Here is a 12,291-nt window from a genome sequence, read left to right as displayed (position 1 = left end):
GCAAAGCGATCAGGCCTCCTCGGCGGTGACAAGGCGTGCTCCACCCTCGGGCGACAGTCGTATCGACAGACTGATGAGGACCGCGAACGCCGTCGCCACGATCAGGAAGCCGAATACCGTGTCGTAGTTGCCCGTGATCGAAACCAGCAGGCCAATGACGGCGGGCGCGACAAATCCTGCGACCTGTCCGCCGAAATTGACCATGCCAGCGCCGGTGCCGATGAGCTTTTGAGGCAGGAATTTGACCGGAAGCGCGAAGACACCCGCAAGCACGAACGACTTGAAGAAGTAGACGATCGACTGATACGCGATTACGCCCGTCACCGTTTCCGCGGTGTACATCTCGTAGAGAAAGAAGCCGGAAATCGCGCAGCACGCGGCCATCAGCCACTTCTCGCGGCCGTCGAACCAGCGTGAGAGAATCCAGCCGCCCAGCGCTGTCGATACGCTCGCTGCGACGAAGGGCAGTGGCGTGAGCATGCCGACCGCCTTGAGGTCGAGATGGCGCTCGGTCAGAAGATACGCGGGCATCCATGCATCGAGTCCCTTGTTGACGATGCCCATGCAGAACCATGTGAGCAGAATCTTCCACATGATCGGCATCTTGAGGAGTGCGCGCGTTGCCGCGCCGTCGATGCGTGCAGAACGGCCTGCCGAATCGCGTTTCCTGTGCGTGTCCTTTACCGCGATCAGATAGAGGAGCGCGAACACGAGACCCGCGCCGCCCGCGACGACGAATGCATGACGCCAGCCGAGATAGAGGATGAGCGGCGCGATAATCAGTGGTGCGATGAAGCTGCCGACATAGTTGGACGACATCAGGAACGCCGACATCTTCGGGCGATCCTCCCGTGCACACGATTCGGTCACGCCCTTCACTGCAGCACCGGGATAACCGCCTTCGCCGAGACCGAAGATGAAGCGGATCGCGATCAGCGAAGCAAGCGACCATGCGAGACCGGTCATCAACGTGAACAAGGACCAGAACGCGACAGATGCGACGATGACCTTTTTGCTCCCCCAGCGATCCGCTATCCATCCGCCGGGAATCTGCATGGCCGCGTAGCCAATATAGAACGTGCTCATGACGGCACCCTGGACCGCAGTGCCGACTTGGAACTCCTTGCCGATGGCAACGAGCGAAAGCGCGATCGCCGAGCGATCGATGTAGGAGATGCAAAAGCCGAGGTAGAGCAGCGCGAATACCGCAAGGCCGGCACGTCTGCCTTTATTGGGGTCGATCATGGTGGACATCTGCCGATAGAGGGAAGATCGGGCCCGCGTCGGTGATGCCGAGCAGTCCCACCGCGACTAGTCGAATTGATCCTAAGTAGCCGCAAATGGGCCGACAAGTGACATATTCAGATCTCTCCGTTCGCGAAAACGCACCTGAGAAGCGGGGCAAAGGGGGAGAGAGAAGGGAAGTCCACGGCAACAAAAAGCGTGGGCCGCTGGGGCGGCAACCCATGCGCCCCGCTGACTACGACCGACTCACCCAAGGAGTCGGAAATGGCTGACGCCGATAATTGGTCAGTCCCAAGAACCGCGAACCGGTGAACAGGAGTATCACGTTCGAGCGGGCCCTGCGCAGCACAGGGGTTGTTCCCAAGCGCGGCTGGCCTTGCCTGCCGTGGATGCTTGCCATCGATCTGGATTGACAGCGCATACCCGTAACCTGCCCCCCCATTTAATGACCAAACCGCAAGACCTAGTGCATAGATATCGTTTGCCGAGCCCTTAATGACTATCGACAATCGTGGCTCGAATTCACCGCCGTGGCGCCAGAAGCACCCCGGCGGCAGGCATTTGGCGGCTATCCCGGCCGTCCGCGCCCTCCAGCTCACGACGACATGTACGCGTTCACTCCCTCATTCCAGAATCCCGCCGGCTCGCCGATTCGCGAGTTGTTCAAGTACCTGTCCGAACCGGGCATGATTTCCTTCGCGGGCGGCTACCCGGCCAGCGACCTGTTCGATGTCGACGGCCTGAACGCGGCCGCCGAACGCGCGTACGCGCAACCCGTGCGCTGCCTGCAATACGGCCCGACCGACGGCCTCGCCGAACTGAAGCAGCAACTGATCGCGCTGATGGCGCGTCGCGGCGTCGCGTGCACGGCAGCCGAACTGCTCGTCACGACGGGCTCGCAGCAGGGCCTCGACCTGCTGCTGCGCGTGATGGTGTCGCCCGGCGACGTCGTGCTGACCGAACAGCCGGCCTACCCGGCCACGCTGCAGGCGATGCGTCTGCAGCAGGCGCGCATCGTGACGATTCCCGTCGACGGAGAAGGGCTCGACGTCGACCGTCTTGCCGAGCAACTCGCATCCGGCGCGATCGCGCAACCGAAGCTGCTTTACACCGTTCCGACCTTCGCGAACCCCACGGGCGCGACGCTCACGCGCGAACGCCGGCTGAAGCTGCTGCGTCTCGCGGTGCAATACCGTTTCCTGATCATCGAGGACGATCCGTACGGCGACCTGCGTTTCGCGGGCGAAGCCGTGCCGTCGATGCTCGCGCTGGCCGGTGAAGTGGACGGCGCGCGCGACTGGATCGTGCATTTCGCGAGCCTGTCGAAGATCGTCGCGCCGGGGCTGCGCGTGGGCTGGACGATCGCGCCGGCCGAGATCGCGCGGCGCTGCGTGATCGCGAAGCAGACGGTCGACTTGTGCAGCGCGCCGTGGACGCAGGCCGCCGCCGCCGAATACCTGGCCGACGGCGCGCTCGAACGCCACCTGCCGCGCATCACGGCCGCGTACCAGCGCAAATGCGACGCGATGTGCGACGCGCTGCGCGACGGGTTCGGCGATGCGATCGAATTCCATCGTCCCGCAGGCGGGATGTTCGTGTGGGCGCGGATCGGCGCGGTGTCGTCGGACGTGCTGCTGCAACAGGCGATCGCCAACAAGATCGTGTTCGTACCCGGCAAGGCGTTCTTCGCGGACAACGTCGACGCAGCGTCGCTGCGCCTGTCGTTCGCCGCGCCGGACGTCGATGCGATCCGGGAAGGCGTCGCGCGCCTCGTGCGCGCGTATGGAGCGGCGCTGGCCGCGTGAGGAGACATCAACGTGAATATCACCGTCAACGAAACGGCATCGATGGGCGCAGTGTCGGGCGCAGGCGATAATCGGCCGGCAAAGCATCGCTCGTCGCAGATCAGCGCCGGGCCGCAGTATGTGGCCGACGTGCTCGGCCGCTTCGGCGCGGAGCCGGCGACCGATGCCGGCGATGCCGCGCCGGTCGTGCTCGGCTATAACTGATCGGCTCGAGCGCGGCGGCCCGCGTCGCACGCGAGTCGTCGCCCGAACAAACGGTTAAGCTTGTGCGATCGACACACTGACGATCGCCGCCGCCTCATGTCCGACTCGACCTCCGAATCGCTCGCGCAAACGTACGACCGCGTCTGGTCTTGCCTCGAATCCGGCGTGAGCATGAAGCGCTCGCCGTTCACGATGCTGCAGGCGGCTACGCTCGGCCTCGACGGCGCGCCGAAGGTTCGGACGATCGTATTGCGTCAGGTGAGCCGTGCCGATCGCGTGCTGTCGTTTCATACCGATGCGCGCTCGGAGAAAGTCGCGGAGTTGCGCCGCGATCCGCGCATCTCGATCGTCGCCAACGATCTCGACGCGCTCGTGCAGATTCGCGCGGAAGGCGTTGCGTCGATCTGCGAAGACGAAGCGCAGCGGCGTGCGATCTGGGAATCGAGCCGTCCGCATACGCTGCTGCTGTATCGGGCGCCGTTGCCGCCCGGCACGGTGATCAACTCACCGGAAGAAGCGCATCTCGACAACACCGCGCCAACCGGCGACGGCTACGAAAACTTCTGTCTGATCCACATGACGGTCACGCGCATCGACTGGCTCGAACTCGCGCGTGCAGGGCATCGCCGGGCGGTGTTCGATCTGAACGGCGCAAGCGGCTACGCAGCGCGCTGGATCGCCCCCTGACGCTGACGCAGGACGTTCAAGGCTTTCAAGGCGTTCAAGGCCGTCCGTCCGCCACCGCCTGCCCGGTCATCCACTCGCGCATCACCGCGATCGCATCGTCGTCGCGCCGCTCGGCCGGATACACGAGATAGAACCCCATCGACAGCGGAAACGCGAAATCGAACGGCTTGCACAGCCGGCCGGCGGCGATGTCGCGCTCGACGAGCGGATCGGTCGCGAGCGCGATGCCCTGGCCGGCGACGGCCGCATCGATCGCGAGCGAGGTCTGGTTGAAGCGCAGCCCCTTGTGCGGATCGATATCGACGGGCTCCGGCATCGCTGCAAGGAACTCGGGCCACAGGTCGTGCGCGTCGTGCAGCAGCACCTGACCGGCCAGCGCACGCGGTGAAGCCGGCGCGGCCAGCACGGTCGGGCTGCACACGGCACACACATCGAGCGGAAACAGCGCATGCGCGACGAGATGCTTGCCGAACGGCGGTTTGCCGTAACGAATCGCGAGATCGACGCCGTCGTGGCGGAACGTCGCGATCTGCGGATCGGCGATCACGCGCACGTCGTAGTCGGGATGGGCTTCGGTGAAGTGCGCGAGCCGCGGGATCAGCCACTTCGACGCGAATGACGGTGTCGTGCTGATCGTCAGCGCCGCGCGCCGCTTCACGAGTTTGTCGGTCGCGTCGGCGATCGCGTGCAGCGCGCGCTGCACGTCGGAGAAATACGCGGCGCCGTCGTGCGTGAGCGCAAGGCCGCGCGGCAGGCGCTCGAACAGCTTCAGGCCGAGCACGTCCTCGAGGTGGCGCACCTGCTGCGCGACGGCGCCCTGCGTGACGCCGATCTCGTCGGCCGCGGCGCGGAAATTCAGGTGCCGCGCGGACACTTCGAACGCACGAAGCGCATTCAGCGGCGGCAGGCGGGAAGGGCGTGGCGGCATCGTCAGGCTGTAGAAAAACTATCGGCTGGCGGCAGAAATACTGGTTCGACAGTCGGATGTGATGCGCCTACATTACCACCATGGCGCGCCGAATGGCGGCTGCGCGGCGGCATAACCGGAACGAGGAGCAAATCGTGACTGTAGAAAAAGTAGCGTTGATCACGGCGGCGGGCAAGGGCATGGGCGCGGCGATCGCGCGCGAACTGGCGGCGACGGGCTATCGCGTCGCGCTGATGTCGCCGTCGGGCAGCGCGGTGGCGCTCGGCGAGGAACTGGGCGGCTTCGGCATCGAAGGCTCGGTGACGGAAGAAGCCGATATCGACAGGCTCGTCCAGGAAACGGTCGCGCGCTACGGCCGGATCGACGCGGTCGTGAACAACACCGGCCATCCGCCGAAGGGCGATCTGCTGGCGATCACCGACGACAACTGGCACGCGGGGCTCGACCTGATCCTGCTGAACGTGGTGCGCGTGATGCGCCGCGTGACGCCGATCTTCCAGAAGCAGGGCGGCGGCGCGGTGGTCAACATCTCGAGCTTCGCGGCGGACGCGCCCGAGCAGCCGATGCCGGTGTCGTCGACGCTGCGCGCGGCGCTGAGCGCGTGGACGCGCCTGTACGCGGAACGCTATGCGGCCGAGAACATCCGGATGAACGCGGTGCTGCCGGGCTTCATCGACAGCTGGCCGGAAACCCCGGAGATCGTCGCGCGCATTCCAGCCGGCCGTTTCGGCAAGACCGGCGAGATCGCGAAGACGGTCGCGTTCCTGCTGTCGGACGGCGCGGGCTACATCACCGGGCAGAACATTCGCGTCGACGGCGCGATCGTCAAGGCGCTCTGAGCGTGGCACCGGCGAGCGGGCGGCGGTGCGCGCCGCTCGCCGCGCAGCAACTACAAACGCGTACAAATCAGACAAATCCGGGATACATCAGACCTTTCAAATGGGCGACGCCGCGTGACGAGGGCGCGCCGGATTGAAAGCCTGGGCGCGATCCCGCGCGCGGCATGTTCACTTTCCACTTCACGAAAGGAGATGCCGAACGATGTCTTCCACACCGTTTTCCCCGATGCGTCGCCACCTGCTGGCCACTTCCGTGGCCGCCGGGGTCTCGGCGATGTTGCCCACCGCGCTGCATGCCGCAACCGGCGCGAGCGGCATACGTCCGTTCACCGCACACATTCCCGATGAAGCCGTCGCCGACCTGCGCCGCCGCATCGCCGCGACGCGCTGGCCGGGCCGCGAGACCGTCGCCGACGAATCGCAAGGCGTGCGGCTCGCGCGCATGCAGGCGCTGCTGCGCTACTGGGGCACCGACTACGACTGGCGCAAGGGCGAGGCGCGCCTGAACGGTTTCCCGATGTTCATCACGGAAATCGACGGGCTCGACATTCACTTCATCCATGTGCGTTCGCGGCACGAGAACGCGATGCCGATGATCATGACGCACGGCTGGCCCGGTTCGATCTTCGAGCTGCTGAAGGCGATCGGCCCGCTGACCGACCCGACCGCGCATGGCGCGAGCGCGGACGATGCGTTCCACGTCGTCGTGCCGTCGTTGCCGGGCTTCGGCTTCTCGGGCCGGCCGACGAAAACCGGCTGGGGCTCCGACCACATCGCGCGTGCGTGGGGCGAGCTGATGGCGCGGCTCGGTTATACGCGCTTCGTGTCGCAGGGCGGCGACTGCGGCTCGGTGATCTCGCACCGGATGGCGATGCAGCGCGTGCAGGGGCTGGCCGGGATTCACGTGAACATGCCGGCGACGGTGCCGCCGGACATCGCGACGCTGCTCGCGACGGATTCGCCCGCGCCGGCTTCGCTGTCGCCGAAGGAGAAGGCCGCGTACGAGAAGCTCGCGACGTTCTATCGCGACAACTGCGGCTACTCGGCGATGATGGTCACGCGTCCGCAGACGGTCGGTTATGCGCTCGCCGATTCACCGTCCGGGCAGGCCGCGTGGATGTACGACAAGATCTCGCAGTGGACATACAGCGGCGGCGTGCCGGAGCGCTCGATTCCGCGCGACGAGATTCTCGACGACATTTCGCTCTACTGGCTGACGAATACGGCGACGTCGGCCGCGCAGATCTACTGGGAGGATCACTCGAACAACTTCAACGCGGTGGATATCGCGTTGCCTGCCGCGATCACGGTGTTTCCGGGGGAGATCTATCAAGCGCCGCGCAGTTGGGCCGAGCGCAGTTATCGCAACCTGATCTACTTCAACGAAGTCGACAAGGGCGGGCACTTCGCGGCGTGGGAGGAGCCGGAATTGTTTGCGCGTGAGGTGCGGGCGGGGTTCAGGCCGTTGCGGCGCGCGTAAGCGGGGCAGGTGCAGTGAATGCGGGCCGGTGGTTGTACGGCCCGCGTTAGTTTCTACGCGACCGCACTCAACGACTGCGCGAACCGCTTGTCCGCGAGATACGCGACGTTGAACCGGCAATACTTCGACGGACGGTCCGCCTGCGGCGAAAACACCGCACCCGGCGCGAGGATCACACCGCGCTCGAGCATCGCCTGCGCGAGCTGCATCGAATCGGGCCAGCCGGGCAGCGCGGCCCACAGATACAGGTTCTGGTCGCAGGGCCGATAGACCTCCGCACCGAGACGGCCGAGCGCATCGAGCGCGGTGCCGGTCGCACGCCGCAGTTTCTCCTGTAGATGATTCGTATGCCTGAGAAAGTGTCCGTCGCTGACGATCGCGTCGAGCGTGCGTTCGCAGTATTCGGAGCTGCTGACGTGCGTCAGCATCTTCACGTCGGCGAGATCGCTGGCAAGCGCGGCATTGCACGCAAGGAAACCGACCCGCAGCGCAGCCGACACCGACTTCGAGAAACTGCCGATATAGATCGTCCGGCGCAACTGGTCGAGCGTCGCGATGCGCGTGAGCGAGCGCGGCCGCAGGTCGGCGAGTGCGTCGTCCTCGACGATGATCAGATCGTGCGCGTCGGCGAGCTGCAAGATGCGGTGCGCCTTGGCCGCGCTCGTATCGGTCGCGGTCGGGTTGTGCCCGACCGATTGCGTGAAGAACAGCCTCGGCCGGTATTCGGCGATCAGTTCGGCCAGTTTAGCGACGTCGGGGCCGTCGATTTCGCGCGGCACGCCGACGATATTCGCGCCGCTCAGCTTCAGCTTGCCGAACAGCGGGTAGTAACCGGGATCGTCGACGAGCACGGTGTCGCCGGGGCGCACGAAGTAGCGCAGCACGAGGTCCATCGCCTGGTTTGCGCCATGCGTGAGCACGATCTGCGCGGGCGGCGCCTCGATCTCGTAGCCGGCGAGCTTCTGCTGCAGCGACTGGCGCAGCGGCAGGTAGCCGAAGCGGCTGCCGTAGCGGAACAGCGACGCGGCGCTCGTGCGCATGATGCGCTGCTGGTACTGGTTCAGCCGCGTTTCCTCGAGCCACTCGATCGGCGGGAAACCTTCGCCGAGATTGAGCACGTCGGGCTTCACGTGCAGCTGCTCGCGCATCAGCCACACGATGTCCATCGCGCGGTCGAGCGAACTCGGCTCGTCGATCTCGGGTGCGGCCGCGGCGCGCCGCGTGACGAAGAAGCCGGAGCCGCGGCGCGGCTCGATCAGGCCGTCGGCCGCGAGCATCTCGAACGCGCTGATCACGGTGTTCTTCGAGCAGCCGGACGCCTCAGCGTATTCCCTGATGGAAGGCAGCTTCGCGCCGGCCGGCAACACGCCTTCCTCGATCTGTCTGGCGAGATTGTCCGCCATCGCGCCAGACAGGCTGGCTTTTGCACGCTGTTTCATCGGAATGTTCCGTCGGGCGGGTCCACTGTCATGGGTACGGTTGGGTGACTGTCTGCGCGTTCTGTACCTTTTCATTGGGTACAGCGTGACTATTATTCGGCTATCCGCTGCCCGCCGCAAGCGCCGACGGGCAACACCGCCACCCCGAAACAGCAGACCCATCATGCCGACCGATTCCGCCTTGCCGAACTTCCGCTCACTCACGCCCGAGCAACGCCTGTCCCACCTGTCCCGCGCCGTCGGGCTCGACGATGCCGAGCATGCGCTGCTCGCGAAACCCGGCGCGCTGCCGCTCGATACCGCGAACGGGATGATCGAGAACGTGATCGGCACGTTCGAGCTGCCGATGGCCGTGGCCGGTTACTTCCGGATCAACGACCGTGACGTGATCGTGCCGATGGCCGTCGAGGAGCCGTCGATCGTTGCGGCCGCCTCGTACATGGCGAAACTGTCCCGCGCGGCCGGCGGCTTCCGCACGTCGAGCAGCGGCCCGCTGATGCGCGCGCAGGTGCAGGTGATCGGCGTCGACGATCCGTACGGCGCGCGGCTCGCGATCCTGCGGCACGCGGCCGAGCTGATCGCCCTCGCGAACAGCCGCGACAAGGTGCTCGTCGGTCTCGGCGGCGGCTGCCGCGACATCGAGGTCCATGTGTTCCCCGACACGCCGCGCGGCGCGATGGTCGTCGCGCACCTGATCGTCGACGTGCGCGACGCGATGGGCGCGAACACGGTCAACACGATGGCCGAAACCGTCGCGACGCGGATCGAAGCGATTACCGGGGGCCAGGTACGGTTGCGGATACTGTCCAACCTGGCGGATCTCCGGTTGGCACGTGCAGAGGTACGGTACTCGGCCGCCACGCTCGCGACCGACGCCTATTCCGGCGAAGACGTGATCGACCGCGTGATCGACGCGTACGTGTTCGCGGCCACCGACCCGTACCGCGCGGCGACACACAACAAGGGCATCATGAACGGCATCGATCCGGTCGTGGTCGCGACCGGCAACGACTGGCGCGCGGTCGAGGCCGGCGCGCATGCGTACGCGAGCCGCAGCGGTCGTTATACGTCGCTGACCACGTGGGAGAAGGCCGCCAATGGCGATCTCGTCGGCACGATCGAGATGCCGATGCCGGTCGGGCTCGTCGGCGGCGCGACGAAGACGCATCCGCTCGCGCGTCTCGCGCTGAAGATCATGAACGTGACATCCGCGCAGGAACTCGGCGAAATTGCGGTCGCGGTCGGGCTTGCGCAAAATCTCGGTGCGCTGCGTGCGCTCGCGACCGAGGGCATCCAGCGTGGCCACATGGCGCTGCATGCGCGGAACATCGCCGTCGCGGCGGGTGCGACCGGCGCGGACATCGAACGGATCGCGCAGCAGATGGTCGCGGCGAAAGACGTGCGCACCGACTTCGCGGTCGAGTTGCTCGCGGGCCGCATCGGCGGCTGACGCGCGGACTGCGCGCCGCGCGAACCGTGCGGCGTGCAGCGCGCCACGCCGGCCAGACCGGCGACATATCAATCCAGGAGGAGACACATGGAACAGACCGGTTCAAGCGCGGTCGCAACCGCGCCGGATCGCGCGCGGCCGTTGGCCGGCGCCGAAGCGGCGGCCTCGACGCTCGTCGAGGTGTGGGGCGACACGGTGGCGACGAAACATCTTGCGTGGTCGGTGCTGCTCGGCATCGCGATCAGCCTCGGCGCGTTCGAGATCGGCCGCGTCGTGCTCGCATCGTTCGTCCACGACGTGGCGATTGCGCGTGCCTACGCAATGCTGATCGGCCTCGGCGGCTGCCTGCTGGCCGGCACGATCTGCGCGGTGCTGTTCAAGCCGAAGCGCACCGTGATCGAACACGCAGCCGGCGGTGCCGAGCGCGACGAGGCGCTCCGGCAGCTCGCCGAAGCATCGGGCGGGCTGGGCTCGACGAGCGACCTGTCGGCCAGCGCGCGTGCCGAGATGGAGGAGCTCGGGCTGCTCGACCTGTTCGCGTCATACGACGCATCGTCCGGGCGCGCACGCGCGGGAGGCCGCTGATGGACGCGCTGCTGCATGCGCTGCCGGCCGCGTTCGCGATGGGGCTGCTCGGCGCGATCGTGTTCTCCGGCATCGGGTTGATCTCCGGCACCGACGAAACGACGACGATCGCGCCGCTGACGTTGCTCGTCGCGCTGCTCGGCGTGCCGCCCGCCGGCGTCTTCACGTTCTTCCTCGCGGGCGCGGTGGCCAAGCACATCACGCATTCGATCCCGACCGCGCTGCTCGGCATTCCCGGCGACACGATGGCCGCGCCGCTGCTGCAGCAGGCAACGCTGCTGCGTGCGCTCGGCGTGCCGCACATCGCGCTGCGCAAGATGATCTCGGGTGCGATCGTCGCCGCGTTCGTCGCGCTGCCGCTCGCGGTGCTGTTCGCATCGCTGCTCGCGCCGTTTGGCGCAGCGATCGCGAAGGCCGCGCCGTGGGTGTTCCTCGCGGCGGCCGTCGGCATTGCGTACTTCTCGGCGGGGCGCTGGGCGTCGGTGCTGCTGCTCGTGCCGTTCGTGATGCTGGTGGTCGGGCTGCAGGCGCTGACGGGCCACTACGGCGTGAAGCTGAGCGTCAGCTACTTCCTCGGGATCGCGATCGGGCCGCTGGTGGCCGACCTGTTCTCGATCCTGTCGCCGGCCGAGCGGCGGCGCATGCGCCGCGACGGGCCGTCGACGTTCGTGCTCGCCCCCGACGTGAAAAGCTGGCGCGGCTATTTCCCGAATCCGCTGAAGGTGCTCGACCGCGAGCAGGTCGCGTGGACGGTCGGCACGGCCGCCGTGTCGAGCGCGACCTTCGTGTTCAGCCCGGTCGCGATGACGGTGCTGATGGGCGAGATCGTCGGCGCGCGCGTGCGTCACGCTTATCAGCGCCTGACGACGGTGATCGCCGCGCGTAACGGCGTGACGGAGGCGACCTACATCGCCGAGGCGCTGATTCCGCTGATTGCGTTCGGGTTGCCGCTGAGCCCGGTGGCGGCCGGCCCGGCCGCGCCGCTGTTCAATGCGCCGCCGCGCTTCACGGTCGATGCGGCGAGCGGGCAGATCCACAACCTGCATACGTTGATGAGCTGGCCCGAGTTCCTCGGTTACGGGCTGCTGTCGATCCTGCTGGCCGCGCTGATCGCGTATCCGCTCGCGATGCACCATGCGCACCGTGCGGCGTCGTTCGTCGCGCGCAAGCTGAGCCACGAGGCGATCATCGCGACCTTCGCGGGGCTGATCGTCGTGATCGGCGTCTGGGAAGGGCAGTTGCTGGGGCTCGCCGTGATCGTGACGATCGGCCTGTTCGGCGGGATGCTGTCGCGCCTGTTCGCGTTCAACACGGGCGTGCAGTTCATGGGCTACTACGTCGCGGTGCTCAGTGTGCCCGCGATCGCCAAGCTGTTCTGACATATCGGCGCACGGGCGCCGCGTGTGCCGCGCGGCCGCCCGAAAACGTCGTCTCTCGCGTGATTTTTGAATCGCCGTGTGTCGTGTTCGCACACGGATACGTTGAGATACAAAGCCTCCGGATGGTTCGGATATAAAACCGGTGAAGCGATTCACACGGCGGCGCGGTGCCATGCGCCGCCGCTGCGAACGGCGACACCTGATTGCCCGCACGTGCCGCGGGCCCTTTCCTTAGCGATCGACAATGGAG

General features: G+C 66.5%; 11 protein-coding genes. 8 read left to right on the top strand and 3 right to left on the bottom strand.

The annotated features are described in order from the left end of the window. Positions 1-9: 9 nt before the first annotated feature. On the bottom strand, positions 10-1,245 hold the full coding sequence (locus HWX87_RS34410) for an MFS transporter (protein WP_176051323.1): 1,236 nt from the start codon (positions 1,243-1,245) through the stop codon (positions 10-12). A 605-nt stretch (positions 1,246-1,850) separates the two neighbouring features. Between HWX87_RS34410 and HWX87_RS34405 the strand changes: the two genes are divergently transcribed. The 3 genes from HWX87_RS34405 to HWX87_RS34395 all read left to right on the top strand — a co-directional run bounded on the left by HWX87_RS34405 (position 1,851) and on the right by HWX87_RS34395 (position 3,941). Beyond that, positions 1,851-3,050 carry a PLP-dependent aminotransferase family protein gene (locus HWX87_RS34405; RefSeq protein ID WP_176051322.1) on the top strand — a complete coding sequence of 400 codons (1,200 nt, stop codon included), beginning with the start codon at positions 1,851-1,853 and terminating at the stop codon, positions 3,048-3,050. A 12-nt stretch (positions 3,051-3,062) separates the two neighbouring features. Further along, a complete protein-coding gene (locus HWX87_RS34400; protein WP_176051321.1) occupies positions 3,063-3,254 on the top strand; it encodes a hypothetical protein in 192 nt (63 codons plus the stop codon). 96 nt (positions 3,255-3,350) lie between these two features. Then, positions 3,351-3,941 (top strand): pyridoxamine 5'-phosphate oxidase family protein, encoded by a 591-nt coding sequence (locus HWX87_RS34395; RefSeq protein ID WP_176051320.1) that lies wholly within the window; start codon positions 3,351-3,353, stop codon positions 3,939-3,941. 34 nt (positions 3,942-3,975) lie between these two features. Here HWX87_RS34395 and gcvA read toward each other — a convergent pair whose 3' ends face one another. Continuing rightward, positions 3,976-4,869, bottom strand: coding sequence for a transcriptional regulator GcvA (gene gcvA, locus HWX87_RS34390; RefSeq protein WP_176051319.1), 894 nt, complete (start codon positions 4,867-4,869; stop codon positions 3,976-3,978). A 134-nt stretch (positions 4,870-5,003) separates the two neighbouring features. On the opposite strand from gcvA, the gene HWX87_RS34385 reads away from it, so the two are divergent. Next, positions 5,004-5,708 carry an SDR family oxidoreductase gene (locus tag HWX87_RS34385; RefSeq protein ID WP_176051318.1) on the top strand — a complete coding sequence of 235 codons (705 nt, stop codon included), beginning with the start codon at positions 5,004-5,006 and terminating at the stop codon, positions 5,706-5,708. 202 nt (positions 5,709-5,910) lie between these two features. Further along, positions 5,911-7,188: an epoxide hydrolase family protein gene (locus tag HWX87_RS34380; protein ID WP_176051317.1), complete on the top strand. Its 1,278-nt coding sequence runs from the start codon at positions 5,911-5,913 to the stop codon at positions 7,186-7,188. A 53-nt stretch (positions 7,189-7,241) separates the two neighbouring features. Here HWX87_RS34380 and HWX87_RS34375 read toward each other — a convergent pair whose 3' ends face one another. Further along, entirely contained in the window at positions 7,242-8,627 is a 1,386-nt protein-coding gene (locus HWX87_RS34375) for a PLP-dependent aminotransferase family protein (protein ID WP_176051316.1), read from the bottom strand. Between the two features lie 163 nt (positions 8,628-8,790). Here HWX87_RS34375 and HWX87_RS34370 point away from each other — a divergent pair, with 163 nt between their 5' ends. The 3 genes from HWX87_RS34370 (at position 8,791) to HWX87_RS34360 (ending at position 12,041) form a co-directional block, all read left to right on the top strand. Continuing rightward, positions 8,791-10,077 carry a hydroxymethylglutaryl-CoA reductase, degradative gene (locus HWX87_RS34370; protein WP_176051315.1) on the top strand — a complete coding sequence of 429 codons (1,287 nt, stop codon included), beginning with the start codon at positions 8,791-8,793 and terminating at the stop codon, positions 10,075-10,077. Positions 10,078-10,164: 87 nt separating this feature from the next. Beyond that, positions 10,165-10,662: a hypothetical protein gene (locus HWX87_RS34365; RefSeq protein WP_176051314.1), complete on the top strand. Its 498-nt coding sequence runs from the start codon at positions 10,165-10,167 to the stop codon at positions 10,660-10,662. Beyond that, complete coding sequence (locus HWX87_RS34360) at positions 10,662-12,041, top strand: tripartite tricarboxylate transporter permease (protein WP_105389756.1); 1,380 nt, start codon at positions 10,662-10,664, stop codon at positions 12,039-12,041. Before HWX87_RS34365 ends, HWX87_RS34360 begins: the two co-directional genes overlap by 1 nt. Positions 12,042-12,291: the final 250 nt, after the last annotated feature.

This window comes from Burkholderia sp. BCC1644 (assembly GCF_902833225.1).
Lineage (GTDB): Bacteria > Pseudomonadota > Gammaproteobacteria > Burkholderiales > Burkholderiaceae > Burkholderia.
This window is presented reverse-complemented; position numbering and strand designations above follow the sequence as displayed.

Coding starts and splice junctions, on each gene's coding strand:
- HWX87_RS34375 (WP_176051316.1), bottom strand. CDS start 8,627: ATGAAACAGCGTGCAAAAGCCAGCCTGTCTGGCGCGATGGCGGACAAT.
- gcvA (WP_176051319.1), bottom strand. CDS start 4,869: ATGCCGCCACGCCCTTCCCGCCTGCCGCCGCTGAATGCGCTTCGTGCG.
- HWX87_RS34410 (WP_176051323.1), bottom strand. CDS start 1,245: ATGATCGACCCCAATAAAGGCAGACGTGCCGGCCTTGCGGTATTCGCG.
- HWX87_RS34370 (WP_176051315.1), top strand. CDS start 8,791: ATGCCGACCGATTCCGCCTTGCCGAACTTCCGCTCACTCACGCCCGAG.
- HWX87_RS34405 (WP_176051322.1), top strand. CDS start 1,851: ATGTACGCGTTCACTCCCTCATTCCAGAATCCCGCCGGCTCGCCGATT.
- HWX87_RS34360 (WP_105389756.1), top strand. CDS start 10,662: ATGGACGCGCTGCTGCATGCGCTGCCGGCCGCGTTCGCGATGGGGCTG.
- HWX87_RS34395 (WP_176051320.1), top strand. CDS start 3,351: ATGTCCGACTCGACCTCCGAATCGCTCGCGCAAACGTACGACCGCGTC.
- HWX87_RS34380 (WP_176051317.1), top strand. CDS start 5,911: ATGTCTTCCACACCGTTTTCCCCGATGCGTCGCCACCTGCTGGCCACT.
- HWX87_RS34365 (WP_176051314.1), top strand. CDS start 10,165: ATGGAACAGACCGGTTCAAGCGCGGTCGCAACCGCGCCGGATCGCGCG.